23 protein-coding genes and 3 tRNA genes are annotated in these 22,920 nt (G+C 50.3%); 17 read left to right on the top strand and 9 right to left on the bottom strand.

The window, feature by feature from the left end; genetic code table 11:
* Both BUB73_RS17180 and BUB73_RS16825 read left to right on the top strand, forming a co-directional pair.
* A partial coding sequence (locus BUB73_RS17180) for a hypothetical protein (protein WP_175552188.1) occupies positions 1–238 on the top strand: 238 nt, incomplete at its 5' end.
* Positions 239–610: a hypothetical protein gene (locus tag BUB73_RS16825; protein ID WP_139259117.1), complete on the top strand. Its 372-nt coding sequence runs from the start codon at positions 239–241 to the stop codon at positions 608–610.
* Between the two features lie 47 nt (positions 611–657).
* Here the strand turns inward: BUB73_RS16825 and rpsD are convergent, their stop codons facing one another.
* The gene (rpsD, locus tag BUB73_RS04730) at positions 658–1,263 is read right to left on the bottom strand and encodes a 30S ribosomal protein S4 (protein ID WP_073160538.1); all 606 of its coding nucleotides are present in this window, start codon (positions 1,261–1,263) and stop codon (positions 658–660) included.
* Positions 1,264–1,605: 342 nt separating this feature from the next.
* Here rpsD and BUB73_RS04735 point away from each other — a divergent pair, with 342 nt between their 5' ends.
* Positions 1,606–2,010 carry a sugar 3,4-ketoisomerase gene (locus tag BUB73_RS04735; protein ID WP_073160540.1) on the top strand — a complete coding sequence of 135 codons (405 nt, stop codon included), beginning with the start codon at positions 1,606–1,608 and terminating at the stop codon, positions 2,008–2,010.
* A gap of 27 nt (positions 2,011–2,037) precedes the next feature.
* Here BUB73_RS04735 and BUB73_RS04740 read toward each other — a convergent pair whose 3' ends face one another.
* A complete protein-coding gene (locus BUB73_RS04740) occupies positions 2,038–3,051 on the bottom strand; it encodes a GNAT family protein (RefSeq protein WP_073283994.1) in 1,014 nt (337 codons plus the stop codon).
* Between the two features lie 121 nt (positions 3,052–3,172).
* Between BUB73_RS04740 and BUB73_RS04745 the strand changes: the two genes are divergently transcribed.
* The 3 genes from BUB73_RS04745 to BUB73_RS04755 are packed head-to-tail and all read left to right on the top strand — an operon-like array spanning position 3,173 to position 6,480.
* A complete protein-coding gene (locus BUB73_RS04745) occupies positions 3,173–4,351 on the top strand; it encodes a DegT/DnrJ/EryC1/StrS family aminotransferase (protein ID WP_073283997.1) in 1,179 nt (392 codons plus the stop codon).
* Between the two features lie 3 nt (positions 4,352–4,354).
* Positions 4,355–5,608 (top strand): O-antigen translocase, encoded by a 1,254-nt coding sequence (locus BUB73_RS04750; protein WP_073284000.1) that lies wholly within the window; start codon positions 4,355–4,357, stop codon positions 5,606–5,608.
* On the top strand, positions 5,593–6,480 hold the full coding sequence (locus BUB73_RS04755; RefSeq protein ID WP_073160548.1) for a glycosyltransferase family 2 protein: 888 nt from the start codon (positions 5,593–5,595) through the stop codon (positions 6,478–6,480). Before BUB73_RS04750 ends, BUB73_RS04755 begins: the two co-directional genes overlap by 16 nt.
* 12 nt (positions 6,481–6,492) lie before the next feature.
* On the opposite strand, the gene BUB73_RS04760 is transcribed toward BUB73_RS04755, so the two are convergent.
* Genes BUB73_RS04760 through BUB73_RS04770 form a run of 3 tightly spaced genes read right to left on the bottom strand, consistent with a single transcriptional unit; the run spans position 6,493 to position 8,715 of the window.
* On the bottom strand, positions 6,493–7,242 hold the full coding sequence (locus tag BUB73_RS04760; protein WP_073235135.1) for a glycosyltransferase family 32 protein: 750 nt from the start codon (positions 7,240–7,242) through the stop codon (positions 6,493–6,495).
* Entirely contained in the window at positions 7,239–8,207 is a 969-nt protein-coding gene (locus BUB73_RS04765) for a glycosyltransferase family 2 protein (RefSeq protein ID WP_073284003.1), read from the bottom strand. The genes BUB73_RS04760 and BUB73_RS04765 overlap by 4 nt, the downstream gene beginning before the upstream one ends.
* Before the next feature lie 13 nt (positions 8,208–8,220).
* Positions 8,221–8,715, bottom strand: a complete 495-nt coding sequence (locus tag BUB73_RS04770; RefSeq protein WP_073160554.1) for a hypothetical protein — start codon at positions 8,713–8,715, stop codon at positions 8,221–8,223.
* 135 nt (positions 8,716–8,850) lie between these two features.
* On the opposite strand from BUB73_RS04770, the gene BUB73_RS04775 reads away from it, so the two are divergent.
* The 3 genes from BUB73_RS04775 (at position 8,851) to purL (ending at position 14,051) form a co-directional block, all read left to right on the top strand.
* Positions 8,851–9,408, top strand: a complete 558-nt coding sequence (locus BUB73_RS04775; RefSeq protein WP_073160556.1) for a hypothetical protein — start codon at positions 8,851–8,853, stop codon at positions 9,406–9,408.
* A 13-nt stretch (positions 9,409–9,421) separates the two neighbouring features.
* Positions 9,422–9,967, top strand: coding sequence for a hypothetical protein (locus BUB73_RS04780; RefSeq protein ID WP_073160557.1), 546 nt, complete (start codon positions 9,422–9,424; stop codon positions 9,965–9,967).
* 208 nt (positions 9,968–10,175) lie between these two features.
* Positions 10,176–14,051, top strand: a complete 3,876-nt coding sequence (gene purL, locus BUB73_RS04785; RefSeq protein ID WP_073284006.1) for a phosphoribosylformylglycinamidine synthase — start codon at positions 10,176–10,178, stop codon at positions 14,049–14,051.
* Positions 14,052–14,230: 179 nt separating this feature from the next.
* On the opposite strand, the gene BUB73_RS17185 is transcribed toward purL, so the two are convergent.
* On the bottom strand, positions 14,231–14,572 hold the full coding sequence (locus BUB73_RS17185; protein WP_170932246.1) for a hypothetical protein: 342 nt from the start codon (positions 14,570–14,572) through the stop codon (positions 14,231–14,233).
* On the opposite strand from BUB73_RS17185, the gene BUB73_RS04790 reads away from it, so the two are divergent.
* The 3 genes from BUB73_RS04790 (at position 14,558) to BUB73_RS04800 (ending at position 16,745) form a co-directional block, all read left to right on the top strand.
* Positions 14,558–15,103: an FISUMP domain-containing protein gene (locus tag BUB73_RS04790; RefSeq protein ID WP_249269277.1), complete on the top strand. Its 546-nt coding sequence runs from the start codon at positions 14,558–14,560 to the stop codon at positions 15,101–15,103. The two genes, BUB73_RS17185 and BUB73_RS04790, sit on opposite strands and share 15 nt — an antisense overlap.
* A 37-nt stretch (positions 15,104–15,140) precedes the next feature.
* Positions 15,141–16,184 carry a hypothetical protein gene (locus BUB73_RS04795; RefSeq protein ID WP_073284012.1) on the top strand — a complete coding sequence of 348 codons (1,044 nt, stop codon included), beginning with the start codon at positions 15,141–15,143 and terminating at the stop codon, positions 16,182–16,184.
* A 72-nt stretch (positions 16,185–16,256) separates the two neighbouring features.
* Positions 16,257–16,745, top strand: a complete 489-nt coding sequence (locus tag BUB73_RS04800) for a hypothetical protein (RefSeq protein WP_073160564.1) — start codon at positions 16,257–16,259, stop codon at positions 16,743–16,745.
* A 261-nt stretch (positions 16,746–17,006) separates the two neighbouring features.
* Here BUB73_RS04800 and leuB read toward each other — a convergent pair whose 3' ends face one another.
* Together leuB and BUB73_RS04810 are read right to left on the bottom strand one after the other, a co-directional pair.
* A complete protein-coding gene (gene leuB / locus BUB73_RS04805) occupies positions 17,007–18,098 on the bottom strand; it encodes a 3-isopropylmalate dehydrogenase (RefSeq protein ID WP_073284015.1) in 1,092 nt (363 codons plus the stop codon).
* Positions 18,099–18,173: 75 nt separating this feature from the next.
* The gene (locus BUB73_RS04810; RefSeq protein WP_073235163.1) at positions 18,174–19,100 is read right to left on the bottom strand and encodes a tyrosine recombinase; all 927 of its coding nucleotides are present in this window, start codon (positions 19,098–19,100) and stop codon (positions 18,174–18,176) included.
* A gap of 417 nt (positions 19,101–19,517) precedes the next feature.
* On the opposite strand from BUB73_RS04810, the gene BUB73_RS04815 reads away from it, so the two are divergent.
* The 5 genes from BUB73_RS04815 (at position 19,518) to ruvX (ending at position 21,548) form a co-directional block, all read left to right on the top strand.
* Positions 19,518–19,590 (top strand) — tRNA-Lys (locus BUB73_RS04815).
* Positions 19,591–19,772: 182 nt separating this feature from the next.
* Positions 19,773–19,845 (top strand) — tRNA-Lys (locus tag BUB73_RS04820).
* A gap of 99 nt (positions 19,846–19,944) precedes the next feature.
* Positions 19,945–20,017, top strand: a tRNA-Lys gene (locus BUB73_RS04825).
* Between the two features lie 183 nt (positions 20,018–20,200).
* Positions 20,201–21,124, top strand: a complete 924-nt coding sequence (locus tag BUB73_RS04830; RefSeq protein WP_073160570.1) for a sugar nucleotidyltransferase — start codon at positions 20,201–20,203, stop codon at positions 21,122–21,124.
* Between the two features lie 13 nt (positions 21,125–21,137).
* The gene (gene ruvX, locus BUB73_RS04835) at positions 21,138–21,548 is read left to right on the top strand and encodes a Holliday junction resolvase RuvX (RefSeq protein ID WP_073160572.1); all 411 of its coding nucleotides are present in this window, start codon (positions 21,138–21,140) and stop codon (positions 21,546–21,548) included.
* A 57-nt stretch (positions 21,549–21,605) separates the two neighbouring features.
* On the opposite strand, the gene BUB73_RS04840 is transcribed toward ruvX, so the two are convergent.
* The gene (locus tag BUB73_RS04840) at positions 21,606–22,832 is read right to left on the bottom strand and encodes a diguanylate cyclase domain-containing protein (protein ID WP_249269276.1); all 1,227 of its coding nucleotides are present in this window, start codon (positions 22,830–22,832) and stop codon (positions 21,606–21,608) included.
* Positions 22,833–22,920 lie beyond the last annotated feature (88 nt).

Here is a 22,920-nt window from a genome sequence, read left to right on the forward strand (position 1 = left end):
GGGAGTGTCCGCTGGAGTATTTGCTTGGAATCCCAGCTGGAGTGTTCGCTGGAATCTCTGCTGGGGAGTCCCTGCTGAATGTTCGCTGGAATCATCGGGGGAGTGTCCGCTGGAGTCTTTGCTTGGAATCCCTGCTGGGAGTGTCCGCTGGAATCATCGGGGGAGTGTCCGCTGGAGTATTTGCTTGGAATCCCAGCTGGAGTGTTCGCTGGAATCTCTGCTGGGGAGTCCCTGCTGAATGTTCGCTGGAATCATCGGGGGAATGTTCGCTGGAGTCTTTGCTTGGAATCCCTGCTGGAGTGTCTGCTGGGGAATCTCTGCTGAATGTCTGCTGGAGTGTCCGCTGGAATCTCTGCTGGAGTCCCTGCTGGAATCATCGGGGGAGTGTTTGCTGGGAGTGTCCGCTGGAATGTCTGCTGGAGTCTTTGCTTGGAATCCCAGCTGGAGTGTCCGCTGGAATCTCTGCTGGAGTCCCTGCTGGAATCATCGGGGGAGTGTTTGCTGGGAGTGTCCGCTGGAATCCCAGCTGGAGTGTTTGCTGGGAGTGTTTGCTGGAGTGTCTGCTGGGAGTGTCCGCTGGGAGTGTCCGCTGGTTTATTTTAAAGACTAAAAAAAGCCTACCCCTTGCGGAGTAGGCTTAAAATAAGGTGTTTATTACTAGCGAGAGTAGTATTCCACAACGAGCTGTTCTTCAAGCTGAACGGGGATCTGGTCGCGGAGCGGGAGCTTCACGAGAGAGCCGGACATCTTGTTAGCATCGACAGTCAGATATTCGGGAACAGCTGCGCCAGCGGCGAGTGCTTCCTTGATCTGTGCATGTTCCTTAGACTGTTCGCGAACTGCAATCACGTCGCCGGCCTTGAGCTGACGAGAGGGAGAGAAGCTGCGGACGCCGTTCACGGTGAAGTGACCGTGAGCAACATACTGACGAGCAGCGAAGATGGTGCGAGCGAAGCCCATGCGGAGCACTGCTGCGTCCAGACGGGTTTCGAGCAAGATCATCAGGTTGTCGCCAGCAGAACCTGCGCGACGGTTTGCTTCGGCGTAAGCCTTAGCGAGCTGTGCTTCGGAAATGTTGTAGGTGAAACGGAGACGCTGCTTTTCGACGAGCTGCTGCTTGTAAACAGAAGAGGACTTCTTGCGGTTCTGACCATGCTGGCCAGGTGCGAAGTGACGGCGGTCGAGAGCCTTCTGAGTCTTCTGAGAAACAGCAAGGTCCAGGGAACGGGCAACCTTGCCCTTAGGTCCACGGAAAGAGGACATATTAACCTCGTAAAAGGAAGCTCTTTGGTTAATGACGTATGCTGGTAGAGCTTAACACGACATACGCTAGATGTTGGAGCTATATATAGAAAATCCAATAGGGGTTTTCAAGTGTCATAGGAGTTCACGCAAGGAAATCCGGCTACCAGCGGGGAAACTTCCACCGGAGGAACGAGGTGGTGAGGTCGGAGCGGAGCTCCTAGAGGGGGTCTGGTCGCGTCTAGCGACGCTAGATGTCAGAAAAATGCACCATTAACCCCCTATAAAACCTCTAGCACGCTTGCGTGCGACCTCACACCTGAAGCGCAGCGTTCCTCACTCCATTTTGTCTATATTTATCTCATGAATTGGAACGAACCGCAGATTATTGATATTCCTATTGTACACGATGAACGTGGTAATTTGAGTGTTGTGGAAGGGGGACAACTGGTCCCTTTCGATATCAAGCGTGTTTATTATCTGTATGATGTTCCCGGTGGATCTACCCGCGGGGGGCACGCCCATCGCAAGCTTCGTCAGCTGATTTTTGCGGCCAGTGGCAGTTTTGACGTGGTTCTGGACGATGGTAAGACACGTCAGAAGTTCCAGTTGAACCGTTCCTACAAGGGGTTGTATATCCCCACCATGACTTGGCGTGAAATCGAGAATTTCTCTTCTGGCGCAGTATGCATGGTTCTTGCTTCGGAACATTACGAAGAAGCCGACTACATATATGAATATGAAGACTTCCTCAAAGAAGTTAGATGATGCATGGGGGCTACGGCCCCTGCGTCGTTAAAAATTTTTTGTGTAGTAGGTGTTGAGGGAGGCTTTGCCGCCTAGGCCTTCCTTGAACTTGAACAGGGTTTCGTTCAGGTATTTGCCGCCATCTTCGGTGGAGATTCCCCAGGACACGTTCTTGAAACCCTTGGTTGCCGCTTCGCGCATGATGGACGTGAGGACTGCCACGGTTGGGTTGAATGCGTCAAAGCTTGGGTCTGGGGCGATGTACTGGTAGTGTACGGCCTTGGTTTCAGGGAAGACGAAGAACATGGCTCCTGCGATGAGGTTTTCCCTGCCGGTTTCATCTTTGCCGAAAATGCCTCGAAGCCAAATGTTATCTGCAATGCGGGCGGAAGCGAGATCCTTGATTTCCTCGATGGAATGGACTGGCTTGACGTTGTACTTGGCTTTTGAAATTTTCAGAAATTCGTAGAACGGTCCGAGTTCTTCAGCCTCGATGGGGCGGTAAATGATGTCTTTGTGTTCGGCCTTGTATTTTTCGTATGCTTTAACCTGTCTGCGCTTAGCCCCTTCGCAGAGATCAAAAGGATCGGCGAATGTTCCATCCGGCGCAGAAACGATGGTTGTTACGGCGCTTAGTTCAGTATGTCTTTCGTAGCCCAGGTGCTCTAACAGGTATTCCACAAGGGCAGGGGATTCCTGACTAAATACGGCCGGGGTTAGTTTCAGACGGACTCTTCTAAAATTCTTTGCGAAATATTCGTCGGCGAATTTCAGGATTTCCTGCAGGCGGCTGGCGGTGTAAAAATCCTTTGAAATGACGGGGCCGCCGAAGGTGGAACCTTGGTGGGATATGAATTCTCCGTCTGCTGTAACCGTGCCGGGGAAATAGGCTGTTATGATTCCGCTTTTGTGGATGGCGAAGCTTGCATCCTTGAATCGATCTTCCGGATGGTAGTTCAAAAATTGCCGGGTCTGTAGAAAGGTGCCGTTGACGGACTCCCGGTTCACAAACCGGTCCAGTCGTTGGTCCAATTCCTTGTTGTAGGGCAAAATCTCGAACATATTCACAAATTAGTATTTAACGATGGATGAAAACTTTAGATTGTCCATTAAAATGGTGGTTTTATCGGTTTTAATGCTTTAGACTGTTTTTCAAATAGGGATATTTTCTACTTTGAGGTTCATGATTCAAGTTCCCTATTACCCTTTGAAGCGAGTAAGCGATTCCTACGGCTCCGAAATAAAGGAGGCTGTCAATCGTGTGATGGATTCTGGTTGGTATATCCGTGGCAAGGAATGCGGCGGTTTTGAAGAGACGTTTGCCAAATACTGTGGATCTCGCCATTGCGTCGGGGTAGGGAATGGTCTTGAGGCCTTGGCCTTGATTTTGAAGGGTTATGTCTCCTTGGGCCGTTTGCAGCCTGGCGACGGGGTCATTGTTCCTTCCAATACTTTTATTGCCTCATGGCTTGCGGTAAAGGCTGCTAATCTTGTGCCGGTTCCTGCGGAACCGGATGCAGAAACTGCGGTTTTGAGTGCCGTTTCTGTGGATCGTGCGTTTGCAGGTGCCCAGCAGGACGGTCTTAAGGTTCGGGCAATTCTGGCGGTTCACCTGTACGGTCGTCTTTGCCCCATGATGGAACTGAAACAGTTTGCAGAGACTCGCGATCTTCTTTTGCTGGAAGATGCGGCCCAGGCTCATGGCGCGTCATTTGCTACTGAAAATGGCGTTGTTCGCGCCGGGAATCTCGGAGACGCAGCCGGTTTCAGTTTCTACCCGGGAAAGAACCTGGGGGCCCTTGGGGATGCCGGCGCTGTGGTTACCAGCGATGGCGAATTGGCTGCCGTTGTCCGCAAACTTGCAAATTATGGTTCCGAAAAGAAGTATGTTCACGAGTTTGCCGGTGAAAATTCCCGCCTAGATGAAATTCAGGCTGCAGTCCTGTCCGTGAAGCTTCCTCGACTGGACGAAGAAAACCGCCGCCGTAATGAAATCGCTAACCGCTACCTGGCCGAAATCAGAAATCCGCTGGTGAGGTTGCCAAAGGCTGCTGTTTCTGTGCCCGCCGGTACTGTGGCGGATTGTGTGTGGCATATTTTTGCGGTACACTGCGAACTGCCTAATGGCGAAAGTTGTCGCGACGCCCTTCAAAAACATTTGGCAAATCGTGGTGTAGAAACGCTTATTCATTATCCGACGCCGCCCCATTTGCAGAAGGCTTTTGCCGATGATTTTTCCACCGGGGCTTACCCAGTTGCAGAACGTCTGGCCAATGAGGAGTTGAGCCTGCCTTTACACCCCTTCATGACTGAAGATGAAATTGCAGCAGTAATTGAAGGCGTTAACAACTTTAAGGATTAGTCTATGTTTGTGAAAAGTTTCCTGGGTTCGGGTGCGGTAACGGCTTTTAACGCCTTGAGGGCTTTTGCCATCAACAAGCTTTTGGCTGTTTTCTTGCCGCCTGCAGCCTTTGCCTGTGTCGGGCAGTTCATGAACCTGTTGACTATCGGGCAGGCCACTTCCAGTCTTGCTCTTCAGAATGGCTGGACTAGCCTGACCGCTCAGAATTTCAAGAACGAAAAGCAACTTCTTGGAGTGTGGCGAGGCGGTCTTCGTCTGACAACTTTTGCGAGCCTGTTCACTTTTGTGGCTGCAGTTCTGTTCTGTTTCATGGCTCCATTGGAAACTCTGTTTCCTGGGATGAATACTCGACTGGTGCAGGCAGCAATCCTGTTTGCTTTGCCAGGTGTATTCGCTACCAATATTGTTGCCATCTGTGCTGCCGTCATGAACGGTATGGGTGAAAATCGCAAGTGGGCGCTTATCAATATTGTGGCTTCCTTGTGGCAAGTTTTATGGGTTGCATTTTTCCTTTATACGGGCCAACTGTCTGTCCTTTCTATTATTGCGACCCAGTCCATCGTGGCCGCCTTTTTTGCCATCCGCATTGCAAGCCAGGCTGGTTTTAGTGTCAAGAAAGTCTGGTCTACGGCAGCCGATATTCGTGAACCTTGGGTCTCTTATGCCTTGATGGGCTTGGTTCCCATGGTCATGACTCCCGTTGTGCTTACGGTAATCCGAACCGCAGTGGCTTCGAACTTTGGGCAGGATGCCGCCGGCATCTGGCAGAGTGTGTTGAAGGTTTCGGACTTCCTCTTCATGATGATGTCGGCTATTCTTACCGTGATTATCCTGCCGAAGGTTTCGGCCCAGCAGACTAGGCAGGAATTTTTCAAGTTGTTTAATCCCTTGCTCTTGCGTGTGATGGGAATTTCTCTGGTGATGGTGACGGCTTTATTTTTGTGCCGCGGTCTCCTAGTGCAAATCCTTTTTTCAAGAGCCTATATGGGTGCCGCCGATTATCTGTTTTATCAACTGTTGGGAGATTTCTTTAGGGCTGGTGGATTTTCCTTGGCACTGGTCCTGATCGCTCGCCGCGAAACAAAGAAGTTCCTTTCCATTGAAATTGGTTCGGAAATTTTTCTGGCCGCAGGTTCCCTGATCCTAATGAAACTGGTGGAATTTCAGGGGCCCATGATGGCTTACGCCGTAGAAAACTTCCTATACTTTGCAGTTATGTTCGTTGTTGTCCGGAGGCTGAAATGGAATCAGCAGTAATCGTTTCTGTGCTGATGGCCTGCTACAAGCATGAACGTTTTGTAGAGGCGGCTGTCCGTTCTGTAATGGCTCAAGAGGGCGTGTCCTTTGAATTGATCGTTATTGATGATGGCAGTCCCGATAGGTCGCCCGAGATTCTTGAACGCTTGGCAAACGAGTTCCACTTCAAATACGTCCATCGTCCGAACAAAGGGGTGGTGGCGACCATGAATGAATTGCTTTCTATGGCGAAGGGCAAGTATTTTTGCTCCATGGCGTCAGATGATATGATGCCTGCAGGCCGATTGGCTGAACAAAGTCAGTACCTGGAAAGTCATCCTGAAGTTCCCGTATGCTTCGGACAGATTGTGGTGATGGATGGGGAAGGGAATCATGGCGAAACCCCGGACCCGCGCTATACCCGTTCTGTTCCTCAAGTGACATTCGAGGAATTTTTCATGGGGAAGAAAGAAGTTCACGGTTGTTCCGAAATGATTCGCCTGGATGTATTCCGTGATATGGGCGGCTATGATAAGGAATTCCCTTTCGAGGATTTTCCCCAGTGGCTGAAGTTCTTCCATAGGTTTGGAACGTTACCTGTGTTGCCTACCTTGTGCTGCTACTATCGCGTTCACGGAAACAACATGTCCAGCAACAGTACCTTGATGTATGGCACGTTCTTAAAGGCGCTGGCTCGTTACTCCGATCATCCCCTTTACCCGAAAGCTGTGAAAATCTGGAAGTCCCATTGGTTCTCCATGCTTGCTTATACCAACAAGGCCGAGGCCGTTCGCAGGATTCCTCAGCTAGCCTCGTTCTCCTGGGACTTTTTCAAAAGGTTCCCGAAGCTGTTTGTGCCCAAGTTTATTCTGGACCGCCGTTTTAACGTCTGATTCAAAACGCCGTTATCGTCTGAAAATTTTCTTGATGGTTCCTGCAATTCCCAGTGACTTTAGGTTTGTCCAAAGGGCAAGGGGAATGGAGAGAATCTTGGCGACCGGTGTCGGGAAAATCTTGTAAAGCTTTTGACGACGTTCAATTCCCTTGCGGACGGATTCCGGTCTCCAGTTACTTTGAAAGTGGTGGATGCAGTAGGTTTCTGCAGTGGCGCGAATCTTGCCGTCTATAAAGCTTTTGGGTGAAAAGAAATCTTCTGGGAAAATTTCCAAAGGGTCACGCAGACTGTTAAAGGCGTTGGCAAGGATGTTGGGCAAGACCAGCTCATTCACCTGGGATTCTGTGTAGTTGAATGATTCTTGTCTGTAGAAGTCCAGGGCTTTTGTAATGGCGGGGTGATTTTTGTTTGCGGCGAGAATCGCGCCTTCTATGCGGCGGGATCCGTTTTCGAATCCGAAGAAATATTCGCGGCCCATTAACGGATCGAAACTTTTCACGACTTCAACGTCGGTGTCGAGATAGATGCCGCCTTCTGTTTCTAGGGCGTACAGACGGACTGCATCTGCGGCGAAGGCCCATTTTTTTTGGGCGAGGGCCTGCATTACCCAGGGAATGCCTGTGGCTTCGGCTTTGGAACGGTCCCAAAGGATCAGTTCGTAATCGGGTAGAACTTGTTTCCATCCGTCCAAAAATTGGGTTACATCAGCAGGGAACGGCTCCCCGGAAAACCAACAGTAATGAATTTTCCTAGGAATCATTTTTCATCCCTCCTAAGCATTTTTTGCAAGACGTCGCGGCCTCCGAAAGAGATTACGTTGGCCACCTTGTTGCGAAGTCTAACCTTGAAATCCAACAGGTTCTGCAATCGAAGTTCCTTGATGTGATTCCAGGCGCGATTGCGGTAATCCTGGAATTCGTCGGTATCGGGGGTGCGCTTCAGAATGCTGTAGCTGGTGCTGATGAGCATGTTCTTTGCGGCACGAAGTAACTTCGGGTTCCTTATTTTTTCCGTGATAGTCGTACAAAGGTTTTCGGCGATGTCTAGCAGTTCCGCTTTCTTTAAATTGTAGGCGGAATTCAGGATGCTGGTTTCGCGTTTGCGGTACAGATATAGAGGCAAACTTACGGAACGGATTTCCTTTGCGCTCAAGAAAATCTGCGGGATGGTACAAAGGTCCTCGAAGTACTTGCCCCTCGGGAAGCGGACGTCTTTCCAGAGCCTTGATGAGTAAAGTTTGTTCCATGCGGAATGGTCGGGAATCCTGTCTTGGTACAGCGCCTGGATAAGGGCGTCTTCGGGGGACCAGATTTTCTGGATGGACTTGCTTCGGTTTCCTGGAATCTTGGCGGGCAATTCGGTAAAGCTGTTGGACCCGCAGCAGATAATCTCTGCATCGGAATCTTGTGAAGCCTTGAGCAGGGTTTCTAGAAATGTGGGGGCGATCATGTCGTCGCTGTCGACGAATGTAATCCAGGGGGCGGAGACCTTCTGGAGGCCTGCATTGCGGGCTTCGGAAAGTCCTGCGTTCTCTTGGGACAGAAGCGTGAAACGTTCATCACGTTTGATGAATTCTTCGACAATTTCTGCAGAGTTGTCTGTGGAACCGTCGTTAACGACAATGGCTTCGAAGTCGGCAAAGGTCTGGTGCTGTACGCTGATAAGGCATGCTTCCAGATATTCGGCGGTATTGTATACCGGAATAATGACGCTTACGGTTGCCATAGGGTGGGCTTTTTTACGCCTGGTTTAGGTTTTGGACCACTTCGCCCCAGCCCATTTGCACAAGGGCGCCTGCTCGTACCAAGTTCCCCTGGGCGTCTTCGTATTCCTTCAGGATGCGGCTCCATTCGGTTACGTCGCGCTTGAACTTGATGTCCTTGCGAATTTTTTTCATGAGCATGTCCTGTTTCCATTGGGCGGCTTCGCCAAGGAACTTGCAGGATTCGTCCAGTGCGTCGAGATAGGCGGGCACCGCGTTCAGGAAGGTCTTTTCAAAAGGTTTGGCCTTGCCTTTTGCTTGACCCACGAGGTTCTTCTGATTGATGACGTTCTTGCGCAGTTCGCTCATCAGTCGTACGATTCGCTCGAAATCCACCTGGGGCCAGATCAGGTTGAAGGGCCACATCTTTTTCCAGTGGAACTTGAACATGGACTCGTGGGCCGTGTTCTTGGCCTTCAGCATTTCCTTGAGGTTGTTGAATATAATCTGGGATGGAAGCAAATCACTCATGGCCTCCAATATAGATTAATTCTCCATTTATAACTGAAAAAAGCCCCTTTTGTGGTAATTTTACAAAGCTTAGTTTGTTATTTTGGAAATAAGAAGTTAAATTCACCCCTGCATAAACTTGTAAAAAGGAAATCTATGAATAACAAAAAGTTCAAGATTCTACTTATTGTAGATATCGCATTGATTATCGGCTTGTTTGCCTTGATGATGATCCTCAAGGGTACTTATAATGACCAGGCTCAGAAGTCCGTTGGCGAACAGGTGGGTGCCTACCTGGAACAGTCTAACGGTGTTGTTCAGGAACAGTGGAAGGCTGTTGACCAGTACGGCATGGCCTGGAAGCTCGTTTTTGCCACTTTGACCGGCGACAAGACCGAAGCTACCTTTGATGCCACCGCAAAGGCTATCGAAGAAGACAAGGATGCCCGTTTCAAGCAACTTTCCTATATGTACAACGCTGCAGGCATTCCTCCTCAGGCTCAGAACTCCATCTACGAAAAGGCTGGCCTTGCTGACAAGTTCCTTCTGAAGAATGAAGGCGGCGTCAAGGAAGTGGCTTGCGGTAAGAACTGCGTCATTAGCTTCACCTTCGCAAAGGGCAAGCTGAAGACCGCTGACTACAAGGCTCTGACCGAATACAACATGGGTGCAAACTTTAAGCTGGAAGCTCCGGCTCCCTACCACTTTGAATAAGGAGTAATGAACGATGAACATGAAGAATATTTCCATTGCTCTTTCTGTCGTGGTTGTGCTTTTGCTGGCAACTCTTCTGATGCAGAAGGGTAGCTACGTTTCTCAGGCAACTGAACACTACGAAAAGACCACTACCAAGTCCTTCAAGGGCGCTTCCCAGATCATTGAGTATGTGAACAACTCCATCGAGACCAACAAGGGCGTTTGGACCCTGGCTTGCGAAGCTGTTCAGAGCGTAAAGACTTCTCAGGATCAGGCTCGCCTCGAAGCAAAGCTCTTCCCCTCTGTAAAGGGTACCATGAGCATTGCCAACAAGACTCGTAAGTTCGAAGCTAGCTCCGATTATTACATCGTTTCTAACTTCGCCAAGGTCGAAGTCGACAAGAAGACCGAAGTGAAGTCCCTTTCTGGCCTCGTCTCTGTGAACGTGAATGCTCTTCTGGGCAATGCCGCTGTTGCTGCATCTGACGAAGATGAAGAAGAAGGCGAAGAAGCTGTTGTGGAAGAAGCTCCGGCTCCCAAGAAGGCTGCCAAGGGTAAGAAGGGCAAGAAGCGCTAATCTGGCGAGCTAGAATTGGTGCGGAAAACCTAACTCATTGATACTCAAAGAATTACAAAAATCCTCGCAGAAATGCGAGGATTTTTTGCATTTCTTCACCTGCTAATCACTAGCCACTAACCACTAACCACTAACCACTATTTACTATCTTTCCCCTCGTAAAAACAAATAACACAAGGTGCCGGCTAACCCCCGGCAAGAGGTAAAAATGCTCATTCTTCGTGGTACTCCGGCTCTGTCGGATTTCCGTCTCCAGAAGCTTCTGGCTGACTTCAAGAAAGAAAACCTGAACGTCACAAGCGTCTACGCTGAATTCCTCCATGTGGTGGATCTGTCCGCCGATCTTTCCGCTTCCGAAAAGGAAACTCTGGAAAAGGTGCTCCACTACGGCCCCATGCGTGAAGCCAAGGCCCTGGAAGGTGAACTGTTCGTGGTTTGCCCCCGTCCGGGTACCATCAGCCCCTGGAGCTCCAAGGCTACCGATATCGCTCACATCTGCGGCCTGCCCGCTATCAAGCGTATCGAACGCGCCATTGCCTACTACGTGAAGTTTGACGGTGCCGCTTCCGCCGACTCTCGCAAGGTCATCGAATCCAAGATCCACGACCGCATGACTCAGGCTGTATTCGCAGACACCGCTTCCCTGGACGTTCTCTTCAGCAAGGAAGAACCGCGTCCCCTGAACATTATTCCGGTGCTCACCGAAGGCCGCGAAGCCCTGGTGAAGGCTGACAAGGCCATGGGCCTCGCTCTTTCCGCCGACGAAATTGACTACTTGGTCAACAACTTTACCGCTCTCAAGCGCAATCCCACCGACGTGGAACTGTACATGTTCGCTCAGGCCAACTCCGAACATTGCCGCCACAAGGTGTTCGGTGCCGAATGGACCATCGACGGTGTCAAGCAGGACAAGTCCCTGTTCCAGATGATCAAGAACACCTACGCTCTGCACAACACCAACATCTTCAGCGCCTATAAGGATAACGCTGCCGTGATGAAGGGTGCAACCGCCGGTCGTTTCTACGCTGACCCCCGCACCAACAAGTATGACTTCCACAACGAAGAAGTGGACATCTTGATGAAGGTGGAAACCCATAACCACCCCACAGCAATTTCTCCGTTCCCCGGTGCTGCAACCGGTAGTGGCGGTGAAATCCGTGACGAAGGTGCAACCGGTAAGGGTTCCAAGCCGAAGGCTGGCCTCACTGGCTTTAGCGTTTCCAACCTGAAGCTTCCTGGTGCCGTTCAGCCTTGGGAAAAGGACTTCGGCAGCCCGTCCCGTATCGCTTCCGCTCTGGACATCATGATTGATGGTCCTCTTGGCGGTGCCGCATTCAACAACGAATATGGCCGTCCCAACATCCTGGGTTACTTCCGTACTTTCGAACAGGAAGTTTCTGCTGAAAAGGGTAACGAAGTTCGCGGCTACCACAAGCCCATTATGCTGGCTGGTGGTCTCGGCAACATCAAGCACGACCACATCGAAAAGGGCCACATCGATCCGGGTGACCACCTGGTAGTTCTGGGCGGTCCGGCAATGCTTATCGGCCTTGGTGGCGGTGCAGCAAGTTCTGTGGCCAACGGTGCTGGTAACGAATCTCTGGACTTTGCTTCTGTGCAGCGCGAAAACCCCGAAATGGAACGCCGTTGCCAGGAAGTCATCGACCGTTGCTGGGCAATGGACGAAGAAAACCCCATTACCTTCATTCACGACGTGGGTGCAGGTGGACTTTCCAACGCCTTCCCGGAACTGGTGAACGATGGCGGTCTCGGCGGTAAGTTTGAACTCCGTAACGTTCCTAACGACGAACCGGGCATGAGCCCGTTTGAAATCTGGAGTAACGAATCCCAGGAACGTTATGTGATCGCTGTTGCTGGTAACAAGCTTGACGTGTTCGACGCTATCTGTAAGCGTGAACGCTGCCCCTACGCTGTAGTTGGCGAAGCTATTCCCGAAAAGCATTTGACTCTTACCGATAAGCACTTCGGTTCTACTCCCATCGATATGCCGCTGGAAGTCTTGCTGGGCAAGCCGCCCCGCATGATCCGTAACGAAAAGAGCCAGAAGCGTCCCCTTACTTCTCAGGTGGTTCCTGCTGATGCAACCATCAAGGATATTGCACACCGCGTTCTCGCAAACCCCACTGTGGCAGACAAGACCTTCTTGATCTCCATCGGTGACCGTTCCGTGACCGGTATGATCTGCCGCGACCAGATGGTTGGCCCCTGGCAGGTTCCTGTGGCTGACTGCGCCGTCACAAGCGCAACTCTGGACACCTACGAAGGTGAAGTCATGTCCATGGGCGAACGCGCTCCTATCGCTCTCATCTCTCCGGCTGCCGCAGCCCGCATGACTGTTGCTGAATCCCTCACCAACATGGCTGCCGCTTACGTTCCGGATATGGGCCGCGTAAACCTTTCCGCAAACTGGATGGCAACTCCTAACTACGAAGGTGACGGTGCCGACCTGTATGAAGCTGTGAAGGCAATCGGTATGGAACTCTGCCCGGAACTGGGCATCACCATTCCGGTGGGCAAGGACTCCATGTCCATGAGCACTGTATGGCAGGACGAAAAGGGTAGCCACCGCGTGACTGCTCCCATCTCTCTGGTCATCAGCGCCTTCTCTCCCTGCGCAGACGTTCGCAAGACTATGACCCCGCAGCTCATCCAGAACAAGGAGACTACCTTGATGCTTGTTGACTTGGCTCGCGGCAAGAACCGTATGGGTGCATCCATTGCAGCCCAGGTTTACAACATGCTTGGCGACAAGGCTCCGGATGTGGATTCCGCAAAGGAACTCCGCGCCTTCTTCGAAACCATCCAGAAGCTCAATGCAGATGGCAAGATCATGGCTTACCACGATAAGTCTGATGGCGGTCTCTATACTACCGTTACCGAAATGGCTTTCGCTGGCCACGTTGGTGTTACTTTGGACGTAAATGCTCTCCAGGGCAATGTCATCGACGCTCTCTTCAACGAAGAACTGGGCGCTGTGCTTCAGGTTGCAAATGCTGATGTTGCCGCTGTTAAGGCAGCCTTCGCTGCTGCTGGCCTTGGCGACACCGTTTCTGAAATCGGTAAGCTGAACAACACTTACAACATCGTGATTGGCGACTACGCTGAAGGCCTCTCTGACCTTCGCGCTATCTGGTCCGATACCACTCGCCGCATCGCCGCCCTCCGCGACAATCCGGCTTGCGCAGAAAGCGAATACCAGCTGAAGTTGGAACAGGATGATCCGGGTATCACTCCGAAGGTCACCTTCGACTTGGCTGCAAGCGCAAAGATTATCAAGGACTACTCTAGCCGCCCGAAGATGGCTATCCTCCGCGAACAGGGCGTCAACGGCGAACTGGAAATGGCAGCCGCATTTGCCAAGGCTGGTTTCGAATCCATCGACGTTCACATGACCGACATCTTGAGCGGTCGCGTAAGCCTGAAGGACTTCAATGGTCTGGTGGCTTGTGGTGGCTTTAGCTACGGTGACGTTCTTGGCGCTGGCGAAGGCTGGGCAAAGAGCATCTTGTTCAACCCCAAGGCTCGTGCAGAATTCGAAGCCTACTTCAACCGTAAGGATACCTTCACTTTGGGCGTCTGCAACGGCTGTCAGATGGTTTCCAACCTGAAGGATTTGATTCCTGGCGCAAAGCACTGGCCCCGCTTCGTTCAGAACCTCTCTGAACGTTTCGAAGCCCGTTTCGCAAGCTTGAAGGTGGAAGATACTCCGGCTGTGCTCCTGAAGGGTATGGCAGGCTCTGTGCTGCCTATCGCAGTGGCTCACGGTGAAGGCCGCGCAGAATTCGCATCTCGGGTCGCTGCAGAAGCCTGCCTGAAGACTGGCCTCGTGGCTCTCCGCTACGTGGACGGCAAGCACGAATACACCGAACGCTACCCGCTGAACCCCAACGGTTCTCCCTTCGCTATCAACGGCCTCTGCTCTGAAGACGGTCGTGCTCTCGTCATGATGCCGCACCCGGAACGTGTGTTCCGTACTTGCCAGTACTCCTGGCATCCGGCTGAATGGGGCGAAGACGGTCCGTGGATGCAGCTGTTCCGCAACGGCCGTATCTTTGTTGGGTAGCTAGGGTCGAATGCGGCCTGGCCGTATTTTCGTGGGCTAATAAAAGTCTTGTCGCGGGCATGTACCGCGCTGCTTGAAAAATCCGCTTTCTGCTTTACCGCAGGGGCGGATTTTTTTTACATTGCAGGTTGTTAAAAGTTAGGAGCTTATTATGAATCTTTTTAAGAAGATTTCTTGGCTTAAGCCTGCGGTGATGGCGATAGTGGAACTTCCACAAATGAAGATGTCAATGAAATTTCATCTTCAAGTGTAGTTGATGAAATCTCATCCAGTGAAAGTTCTGCAGACTTACCGAATGAAGGTTTTGCAAGTTCCTCCAGTGAGTTGCCTGTAAGTTCTTCAGGAAATATTTCGCCTTCTAGTAGTGAAGAAATGATTTCATCTAGTTCTCTATCTGAAGGGTTGTCTTCGGGGGCTGATTCTTTCAGAAGGAATCGTTCTTTAATCCCGACGTTACGTATGGCACCTTGGTCGATGAAAGGGATGGAAAAATTTATAAAACGGTAGTGATTGGCTCTCAAACCTGGATGGCCGAGAATCTGAACTATGCGGATTCTGTGCAGACCCCGAGTCTCAAGGAAAGTTCCTGGTGCCGTAATGATGACGCCGATGAATGCTCCATTTTTGGACGCCTCTATACGTGGATTGCTGCCATTGATTCGATCTCGTTGGCTAATGACGCGAATGACCCGCAGAATTGTGGCTATGGAGTCGTATGTGATTGTTTAAAAGACGATGCTCTTGCTTTGGCTCCAGTACAAGGTGTTTGCCCCAACGGATGGCATTTGCCCAGTTTAGCGGAATGGGAAACTTTGTTTGAAAGTGTTGGCGGCTGTGAATCTGATTTTTGGTCCGTTACCCAAAATGAAAGTGAAGATTATCATGGCCGATACGCATATTACGTGTTCATGACTTGTTATGCAGACTATGCTTTTTTGCAAGGTAGTGACCGTGTCAAATCGAATGCGATGTCGTTCGCTGCCTCGAGGATTAGTCAGTACAGTAGTCTTATCAAAAATGTTTGTCAAAATTTACGAGTAATAGTGGTTTGACAAAACTATATTTGTACCACTATTAGAGGGTTTTGACATGAAAATCGGTTCTTCTACATTAGCCCTTGCCTTGGGCGCATTTGTAACATTTAGCTCTGCAGCCCAGATTCAAGGCTTTGTTTCAGGATACGCACCTGGTAACGTTAAAGAAAAAAAAGAAGTAAAAGGTGTTGAATCCAGCCGAGATCTCCATACCGATTTTATGTGGGGACTTGGTGTCGAATATTTGGCTTTCCCGGTCGGTCCCCTTATGGTTGGCGGTGGCCTCGGATTTTTTAGTGTACAGACTGATGGCGGCTATAATGTCGTGATGCCTTCCGTGCCTCTGTGGCTTTCTGTTGGTGTAATTGGCCCTGATAGCTGGAAGGTTCGCCCTTACCTTGGCGCTCGCGTGGGATATCCGATTCCGGCCACTAATTATTTGACTTGGTGGGATAAGCCTCAGGACTTTTTCGTAACGGGAAACGTCGGTGTGCAGCTGCCGTACCATATGGGTGTAGAGTTCGACTGCACCTATCTGACCATGGATAAGTACTTCAGTAAGCATGGTGTGAATTTCCGCCTGAGTTCTGTGAAGTTTGGTGGTTCCATTACGGTTCATTTTGATTTGTCTGGCAAATCTGCTGAAGCCGATAAGGCCGCTACTGTAAATGATGCTGTTGTGGCGGAACCGGTTGTAGAAGAAAACTATGACGCATATGCTCCTTCTAGTGTGAATGAAAATTCTGAGTCTACGGATCCGTATTCTAATTATGGTGAACCCGCTGCAGAAAATATGACTGGTGAACCTTCTGCTGAACCTGCTTATGATGCTGCTCCCACAGAAGAACAGCCTGCCGCAGAATCTTCTGAAGTTGCTCCGGTTGAAGAACCTGCCGCAGAGGCTCCTGCCGAAGAATCTCCCGCAGAAGAGGCTGTGGCTGAAGAAGCTCCTGCTGAGGAACCTGCAGCTGAACCCGCTCCCGAACCGGAGAAGAAGCCTGTAGCCAAGAAGGCAACCAGCAAGAAAAAGGCTGCCGCCAAAAAGACGACTAAAAAGAAGGCTGCTGCAAAAAAGAAGACTTCTAAAAAGAAAAAGTAAAGTCTAATCTTTGAGAGGTGCCGCGCTATGCGGCATTTCTTGTTTGGAATGCTATTTTTGGAATGGTAAAAAATGTCTGAACAGAATTTAACTCGTGAAACTTTGGTGGAATTCTTCGGTGCTGAAGAATACTCTCGCCTGTGCCGCCATGAGGCGGGGCATGCTCTGGTTGCCTTTTTGTTTAAGCGTCCTCTGGAATATGTGAAGATGACAAATTCCAAGGATCGTCCGGGCGTTACCCGCATTACCGGAAGTGAACTGGACGGCTCTGCTCACATTGCCATTGCGGGCCATATTTCCGAATTCATTATCCGCAAGAATTTCGCTTGTGACCTAGATACGGTGATGCGTGAACTGCCTATGGAGCTGAACCGCAGTGACGCGGACTACCAAAGCTTTCAGGCTGCTTGCTATTACTTCCAGATGTCGGAAACCAACGTGGTGGAGCAGTGCTACAACATTCTGATGGCTTGCCAGAAGGCCTTGCTTGTGATTGTGGATGGGCTGGAACAGCGCACCTGCATGACCTGTGAAGAAATCGCCGCTCTTTTCCAAAAGTGATTGCGCAGGTTCGTTCGTAAACGCCCCAAAGGCGGTGGATTTGCATGAAAAATGCCGAAATCCACCGCCTTTTTATTAATTTATTTGTAAAATCCGTGGCGGAATGGAACAAAAAGCCCTTTTAAGGACAGTTGTCTTGGCCTTTTTGATTGTAAAATAGCTCAAAATGCTTTTGATTTAGTGTAAATTAACGAAAAGGCAGTGCCTGAACTAAAAAACTAGTTCAAGACACTGCCTTTTTTAGCGAATTGCTGTTTTCGATTACTTCAAAGCAGCGATGATTGCATCACCCATGCCGGTGGTGCCGACCTTGGTGCAGCCTTCCTGGTAGATGTCGCCAGTGCGGTAGCCCTGAGAAATCACCTTTTCGCAAGCAGCTTCGATGGCGCGAGCAGCTTCTTCTTCCTTGAAGGTGTAACGGAGCATGAGTGCAGTGGAGAGGATCTGTGCCAGCGGGTTAGCGATGCCCTTGCCAGCGATGTCCGGAGCGGAACCACCTGCCGGTTCGTACAGACCGAAGGAACCTTCTGCAATAGAAGCGGAGGGGAGAAGACCCATGGAACCGGTGAGCATTGCGCATTCGTCGGTCAGGATGTCGCCGAACAGGTTCGGGCAGAGCATGACGTCGAAGTCGCGGGGGCGCTTCAGGAGCTGCATAGCAGCGTTGTCCACGTAGAGGTGTTCGAGGGTCAGTTCCGGATAGTCCTTGATGACATCGTTCACGACTTCGCGCCACAGAACGGAAGTGGTCAGAACGTTAGCCTTATCGATGGAAGCAACCTTCTTGTTGCGGAGCATGGCGGCGTCGAAAGCGAAGCGAGCGATGCGTTCCACTTCGTAGCGGCTGTACTTCATGGTGTCGAAACCGATTTCTTCCTTGGAGCCAGGAACGCCTTCGCGGCCTTTGGGCTGACCGAAGTAAACGTCACCAGTCAGTTCACGAACGGTAAGAATGTTGAAGCCGTCACCGACGATGTCGGAACGGAGGGGACAAGCACCGGCCAGTTCCTTATAGACGCGAGCGGGACGGAGGTTGCAGAAAAGCTTGAAGTGCTTACGGAGGGGGAGCAGAGCACCGCGTTCCGGCTGCAGGTTAGGAGGAAGGTGTTCCCACTTCGGGCCACCCACAGAGCCGAAAAGAATACAGTCAGAAGCTTCACCCAGCTTGAGGGTGGACTCCGGCAGCGGAGAACCGCTTTCGTCGTAAGCAGCGCCACCAACGTTGGCCCATTCTGCGTTCACGTCGAAACCGAACTTCTTGGAAACAACGTCCAGAACGCGGACAGCTTCCTTCATCACTTCCGGACCGATACCGTCGCCCGGGAGAACTGCAATCTTGTAATTCTTGCTCATTATTGAGTCCTTGGTTAAAATTTGAACGAATCAAAGATAGTAAAAAACGAGGGGCATTTCTACCTCTCGTTTTGTTTAATTCCCGTTCTTTCCGCCATCCTCGCGAGATTCTCGTTGTGCCACTTCGCGGGGGTGGAAACTCTTGTGTTCCTGCTTGATAAATTCCTTGTCCACATGAGTGTAGATCTGGGTGGTGCTGATGTCGGCGTGACCCAGCAGTTCCTGCAGCACGCGGAGGTCCATGCCCGCTTCGAGACAGTGGGTGGCGAAGCTGTGGCGGAAGGTGTGGGGCGATACCTGCTTAGTCAAGTGCATGGTATGTTGCTGCACGATCTTCCAAGCGCCCATGCGGCTCATGGGCTTGCCGCGGGAATTTAAAATTACGTTGTCTGTTTCCGGATGGGTGAGGGGACGACCTCGCTCGATCCATTCTTTCAGGTTTTCCTTGGCCTTGCTGCCTAGCGGAATGAGACGCTGCTTGTTGCCCTTGCCGATAGGGGTCAGCCATTCGTTTTCCAGGTCCAGGTGCGTCAGCTTGATTCCCAAAGTTTCTGAAATGCGAAGGCCCGCACTATACATCAGCTCGAACATGGCTGTGTCTCTCAATGGGTTCTTGCCGTTGGCGGCGCTTTCGAATACGCTGTCCACTTCTTCGCGGGTTAGGTATTGGGGCAGGTAGTGGCCCAGTCGCGGTGTGGCCAGCATGCTCTCGGTACTGAAATCGTACTCGCCCTGGTTCTGCATGTACTTCAGAAATCCTCGGAGGCTGGAGAAATGCCTGGCGATGCTGGTGGGGGAGTATTCCTCGTGAGCGGCCGCATCGGATAAAAATTCGTCCAGTTTTTCTGGGGTTAGGGCTTTTAAATCTAGAGAATGTTCGTCTAACCATCCAACGAAATGGCGCAAATCTTCTTGATAGCTCTGGATCGTGGCCGGGGAGAGGTTTCTCTCGACCCCCAGGAATGCCATATAGGCGTCAAGTCGGTTGAAATTTGGGCTCATAGGCTGGTACTAGGTTTGGGTGCGCGCCTTTGGCGCTAGAGATTTGAAGTGTGAAATACAAGATATAAAAAGATATGAGGTATGAGGTATGAGGTATGAGATGTCTTCTCTATTCTTTGGCTTTATGCTTGTTGCTGTTTGGTGTGTTTCCGGTATCGGCGATCGCCTAAGCCCTCCTTGTAGAGGGTAAGGATTGTGAGGTGGCGATTTGAGTCTCTTGCTCTGGATTCCTCGACTACGGCCTTACTGGCCTCCGCTCGGAATGACACGTAAAAGAACTCTTCGCTCTTCACTCTTCGCTCTTCACTATCCACTATTTTGGGGTGGATTCAAAAAAAAGAAAAAATTTTTGCCTTTCCCCCTTGCCGAGTGTTCTTTTCTTTTCTATCATTGTGCGCGTCTTCGAGACGCGACTATGGATGATTAGCTCAGTTGGTAGAGCAGCTGACTCTTAATCAGCGGGTCGCAGGTTCGACCCCTGCATCATCCACTACCGCTCGAGCCAAGAAATTGGTGAAAGTGGAAATCAGAAGCGACAGACAAAGATAAGCACCTTTCGCGAAAGCGGAACATGAACTTTGAAACTTCGTCTTCTTCTTTTAGGCTTCGGCTGGAAAGACTTCTGATTCTTCGATTGAAGACGACATAGCTTAATAGCGACCGTCACCTTATGGATGATTAGCTCAGTTGGTAGAGCAGCTGACTCTTAATCAGCGGGTCGCAGGTTCGACCCCTGCATCATCCACTAAAAGCGACAGGCAAAGATAAGCATCTTTCGTGAAAACGAATCATGAACTTTGAAACTTCGTCTTTTGCTTTACATAGCCGCAAGGCATAACGATCTGGATGATTAGCTCAGTTGGTAGAGCAGCTGACTCTTAATCAGCGGGTCGCAGGTTCGACCCCTGCATCATCCACTAAAAGACCTCTCGAAAGGGAGGTCTTTTTTTATGGTTAGAATTTTTTATTACACGTTTTTTTATAAAAAATCCAAAGAATTACATTTTATAGTATGATATTAGTATTACAAAATTTATATCTTGTCAAAAAAGCTATCTTTTAGAGACTAACTTTTCAAATTTGTTTCACACGGATTTTTAATGAAGATTGTTCTCCCTGTTGCTGGCAATGGACTGCGTCTGCGTCCTTATACCGAAAATCTGCCGAAGTGTTTGCTTCCGGTGGCCGGCAAGACTATTTTGGACTGGATTGTTGAAGACTCATTGTTTTTGAAGCCTGCCGAAACCATTTTTATCACTGGTTACAAGGCTGAAACTGTTGATTCATTCCTTGCAGAACGTTCCGCATGGGGTAAAACCCGTACTGTCGTCCAGAATAACCCCCAGGGCCTGGGTGAAGCCATCAGTTTGGCTCTTCCTTTTGTTGGCGACGATGAGCCGCTCCTGATTATTTTGGGCGATACTCTTTTTGAGGCCGATCTTTCTGTGCTGGAACAGGCTGACGAAAACATCCTCTACACCTTCAAGGTGGAAGATCCCCGTCGCTTTGGCGTGGCCGTGACTGATGCCGAAGGTCGTATTGAACGCCTGGTCGAAAAACCTCAGGAATTCGTTTCTGATGAAGCCATTGTGGGCATCTATTACATCAAGGATACCAAGGTCCTTAAGGAATCCCTCAAGTATCTGATGGTCAACGATATTCGTACCAAGAACGAATTCCAGCTGACCGACGCCCTTGAAATGATGATCCAGAAGGGTTGCCGTTTCCGTACTGCACCTGTAAGCAAGTGGTTGGATTGCGGTCTGGCAGAAACCCTGCTCGAAACCAATGCTCACGTGTTGAACCGCAATGACAATTCCGCTGACTTTATAAGAGACGACGTGAAGGTTATTGCTCCCTGCTATATTGGCAAGGATGCCAAGCTGACCAATTGCACCATCGGTCCTAACGTGGCGGTTGGCGACGGTTGCGTTGTCGAAAATTGCACAATCGAGAATGCTGTCCTCTGGAACGGAGTCACGGTCTGCAATAAGCAGCTTGATAACGTTATCATCCACGAGTAGTGGATTTACGATCATGAACTATCTTGCCCTGGATTATGGCGAACATCGTGTGGGAGTCGCTTTTGCCGATTCCGAACTGAAGTTTGCTTTCGCCCGCGAAACTATCGACCAGAAGACCACAAACTTGTGGGTCCGTCTAGATGCTCTTGTCAAGGAAAACAAGGTGAACGCCTTTGTGGTCGGTATGCCGTACCATCCCGATGGTCGTGCCAATGGCAAGAACGTTGTGGTCGAAAAGTTTGTGCAGGATCTCAAGGAACGTTTCCCGGGTATGCCTGTCTACACTCAGGATGAATCCTATTCCAGCGTGCAGGCCCAGGCTTGTACCGCACATTTCAGCAAGAAGAAAAAACAAAAGAGCAAGGCGGTTATTGACCAGCTTGCAGCCCAGATTATCTTGCAGCGTTGGTTAGACGAGAATTAACCGAAAATGAAACTAACCGAAAATGATTTAAGGCCGGCTTACTGTCGGCCTTTGTCGTTAGTCGTCTTTACGTTTTTTTTCGGCCTTGTCCGTGTACATTTCGTGGTCGGCCCTTTCCAAATACTTTATGATGTCGTCGTTCTTGGAAGTCATGCAGGAGTAGCCGAAGGCAACGCTGAAGCGTCGTCCGCGAATTTGTAGCATCTGGGCCTTGGACTTCAGGTGCAGAATGTAGTTTAGCAACTGAGGTTCCGTAGTTCTCGGGATGATTGCCAGGAATTCGTCGCCGCCCATTCTGAAGAACATGGCGTCTTCGGGGAGAACCATCTTGAACAGCACGCCCACAAGTCGGATGTATTCATCGCCGATCAGATGTCCGTAATAATCGTTTACCTGCTTCAGGTAATTGCAGTCTGCCGATATGAATCCCAGCGGCAACTTGTCGTCGGTAGCGATTGTTCCTAGAATTTCGTTCAGGTAAGTTCGGTTGTATAGGCCGGTCAGTTCGTCGGTAATGGCCAGACGGTGCAGCTGGCGTTTAAGCTTTTCCTGTTCCGTCACGTTGTTGATCAGGGCCACGATGCCGTAAATGTTGCCCTTGTCGTCGTGGACGGGTTCCTTGATGATCTCGAGGAATTCCTGGATTCCGTCTGCGTTTACCTCGATGACGTAATGGGCGCCCTTGCCGGTACGGATAATCTCCTTGTCCTTTTCCATGGCCATCTTGGCGTTTTCTTTGTCCTTTCGGATTTCCACGTCGGTCTTTCCGCGGATCGTCCAGCCCGGTTCGTCGGCGCCGTGAAGGTGGTGCCAGTAATGGGTGCAGAACACGTACTTGCCTTCGGCATCCTTCAAGAAGATGTTGGAGGGGAGTCGCTTTAGAATGTACTCCAGTTCCTGCAGATGGATGGATTCCTTGACGTTGGTCAGCTTTTCAAGTCGGTTGACGATTAGCTGCTTGCTGTAAGGGGCACTGATAAAGTCCAGTACACCGTAATCCAGGCACTTGAATTCCTTGTCGGACGGAGTCTTGGGGGTGACCACGATAACGGATGCCGGAAGCAAAGTCTTTTTGGATTGGATCGCCTTTAGCAGACTGTAATCGTTGTCTGTGGCGGCGTCCGACATAATTAGGATGATGTCCGGATTCGTTTCGGTCAGCGTTCCCCAGATGCCATTGCCCGATTCTGTAGTTAAAAACTGGCTGTCGAAATTTTCGACAAGGATGCTCTGGAGCGTCTTGTCAACTTTCGATTTCTTTGAGAATAGAACCAGTTTTTTCATTTACGGTAATCCTTGATTATGCAAACTGTAAAACAGCACACTCCAAATATAAATAGAGCTTGTAAAAAAATAGTGCGATTTTTTTTTG

Origin of the sequence: Fibrobacter sp. UWH6, from assembly GCF_900142465.1 — a bacterium.
Classification (GTDB): domain Bacteria; phylum Fibrobacterota; class Fibrobacteria; order Fibrobacterales; family Fibrobacteraceae; genus Fibrobacter.

What these genes read in the sequence shown, in the direction of transcription:
- BUB73_RS04745 (WP_073283997.1), top strand. Translation starts at nt 3,173, where the DNA reads ATGATTCAAGTTCCCTATTACCCTTTGAAGCGAGTAAGCGATTCCTAC.
- BUB73_RS04780 (WP_073160557.1), top strand. Translation starts at nt 9,422, where the DNA reads ATGAACATGAAGAATATTTCCATTGCTCTTTCTGTCGTGGTTGTGCTT.
- BUB73_RS04810 (WP_073235163.1), bottom strand. Translation starts at nt 19,100, where the DNA reads ATGAGCCCAAATTTCAACCGACTTGACGCCTATATGGCATTCCTGGGG.
- BUB73_RS04755 (WP_073160548.1), top strand. Translation starts at nt 5,593, where the DNA reads ATGGAATCAGCAGTAATCGTTTCTGTGCTGATGGCCTGCTACAAGCAT.
- BUB73_RS16825 (WP_139259117.1), top strand. Translation starts at nt 239, where the DNA reads ATGTTCGCTGGAATCATCGGGGGAATGTTCGCTGGAGTCTTTGCTTGG.
- BUB73_RS04840 (WP_249269276.1), bottom strand. Translation starts at nt 22,832, where the DNA reads ATGAAAAAACTGGTTCTATTCTCAAAGAAATCGAAAGTTGACAAGACG.
- BUB73_RS04740 (WP_073283994.1), bottom strand. Translation starts at nt 3,051, where the DNA reads ATGTTCGAGATTTTGCCCTACAACAAGGAATTGGACCAACGACTGGAC.
- rpsD (WP_073160538.1), bottom strand. Translation starts at nt 1,263, where the DNA reads ATGTCCTCTTTCCGTGGACCTAAGGGCAAGGTTGCCCGTTCCCTGGAC.
- BUB73_RS04795 (WP_073284012.1), top strand. Translation starts at nt 15,141, where the DNA reads ATGAAAATCGGTTCTTCTACATTAGCCCTTGCCTTGGGCGCATTTGTA.
- ruvX (WP_073160572.1), top strand. Translation starts at nt 21,138, where the DNA reads ATGAACTATCTTGCCCTGGATTATGGCGAACATCGTGTGGGAGTCGCT.
- purL (WP_073284006.1), top strand. Translation starts at nt 10,176, where the DNA reads ATGCTCATTCTTCGTGGTACTCCGGCTCTGTCGGATTTCCGTCTCCAG.
- BUB73_RS04760 (WP_073235135.1), bottom strand. Translation starts at nt 7,242, where the DNA reads ATGATTCCTAGGAAAATTCATTACTGTTGGTTTTCCGGGGAGCCGTTC.
- BUB73_RS04750 (WP_073284000.1), top strand. Translation starts at nt 4,355, where the DNA reads ATGTTTGTGAAAAGTTTCCTGGGTTCGGGTGCGGTAACGGCTTTTAAC.
- BUB73_RS04770 (WP_073160554.1), bottom strand. Translation starts at nt 8,715, where the DNA reads ATGAGTGATTTGCTTCCATCCCAGATTATATTCAACAACCTCAAGGAA.
- BUB73_RS04735 (WP_073160540.1), top strand. Translation starts at nt 1,606, where the DNA reads ATGAATTGGAACGAACCGCAGATTATTGATATTCCTATTGTACACGAT.
- BUB73_RS04765 (WP_073284003.1), bottom strand. Translation starts at nt 8,207, where the DNA reads ATGGCAACCGTAAGCGTCATTATTCCGGTATACAATACCGCCGAATAT.
- BUB73_RS04830 (WP_073160570.1), top strand. Translation starts at nt 20,201, where the DNA reads ATGAAGATTGTTCTCCCTGTTGCTGGCAATGGACTGCGTCTGCGTCCT.
- BUB73_RS04800 (WP_073160564.1), top strand. Translation starts at nt 16,257, where the DNA reads ATGTCTGAACAGAATTTAACTCGTGAAACTTTGGTGGAATTCTTCGGT.
- BUB73_RS04775 (WP_073160556.1), top strand. Translation starts at nt 8,851, where the DNA reads ATGAATAACAAAAAGTTCAAGATTCTACTTATTGTAGATATCGCATTG.
- leuB (WP_073284015.1), bottom strand. Translation starts at nt 18,098, where the DNA reads ATGAGCAAGAATTACAAGATTGCAGTTCTCCCGGGCGACGGTATCGGT.